The organism is Flavobacterium succinicans, assembly GCF_001662485.1.
Lineage (GTDB): Bacteria > Bacteroidota > Bacteroidia > Flavobacteriales > Flavobacteriaceae > Flavobacterium > Flavobacterium succinicans_A.
On record NZ_JMTM01000058.1, the window covers coordinates 1 to 972 of the forward strand.

Annotated in this window: 2 protein-coding genes; both read left to right on the top strand. The window is 31.7% G+C overall.

What is annotated here, in order from left to right; translation table 11 throughout:
• The first annotated feature begins 228 nt into the window (after window positions 1–228).
• Window positions 229–456 carry a UPF0175 family protein gene (locus FLB_RS10270; RefSeq protein ID WP_064715880.1) on the top strand — a complete coding sequence of 76 codons (228 nt, stop codon included), beginning with the start codon at window positions 229–231 and terminating at the stop codon, window positions 454–456.
• Window positions 449–904: a DUF3368 domain-containing protein gene (locus tag FLB_RS10275; protein ID WP_064715881.1), complete on the top strand. Its 456-nt coding sequence runs from the start codon at window positions 449–451 to the stop codon at window positions 902–904. The genes FLB_RS10270 and FLB_RS10275 overlap by 8 nt, the downstream gene beginning before the upstream one ends.
• Window positions 905–972 lie beyond the last annotated feature (68 nt).

The following is a 972-nucleotide window of genomic DNA, read 5'->3' on the forward strand; positions in this document are numbered from 1 at the left end:
TTTTTAGTAACTCTAAGTTATGCTTTTACATAGATGCTACAACGGATTTGGGCAATTGGCTTAATGGGAAAATGGTTTTGTATTTGGCAGTTTAGTGACAACCGAAAAATAAATCTTAACTTGGAACCCAAACCCGCTGTAGTACCAGAACGTTAGTGGCAAGCAAAAAAAAGCGCACAATAAAACTTATCGCTTAATATTTTTGTACTTTTGAAAAAAAGAGAAATTATGAGAACAATACAAGTAAATATACCCGATAGTGTTGATTTGAAAGATTACGATTTTTCAATGATAATAGCGTCAAAACTTTATGAAGATGCAAAGTTATCTGCAGGACAAGCTGCAGAAATAGCAGGACTAACAAAAAGAGCGTTCATAGAAATACTTGGAAAATATGGTGTTTCAATATTTAGTAATTCAATTGATGATTTACAATCAGATATAGCAAATGCATAAAATAGTAATTTCCGATACAAGCACTCTAATTATTCTTCATAAAATAAATGAACTAAATATCTTAAAAGATGTTTATGGAGAACTTATAACTACTCCTGAAATTGCTGAAGAATTCGGAGAAAAATTACCAGATTGGATAACTGTACAATCAGTAACTGATGAAAAATATCAAAGATTTTTGGAAACACAAGTAGGCCGTGGCGAAGCAAGTGCAATTGCATTAGCTTCGGAAATTGAAGATGTTACATTATTATTGGATGACCTCAAAGCTCGCAAATTAGCTACAAAATTAAAACTTAAGACAACTGGAGCATTAGGAGTAATACACAAAGCAAAACAAATGTCCATTATACCAAAAGTTAAGCCTTTAATTGATAAATTGTTATTGACGAATTTCCGAATATCTAACAATATTATAGATGAAATACTAAAGTTGAATAACGAATAAATTGCCAGCCACTAACACACGCTACAACGGATTTGGGCAATTGGCTTAATGGAAAGTTGGTTTTGTAT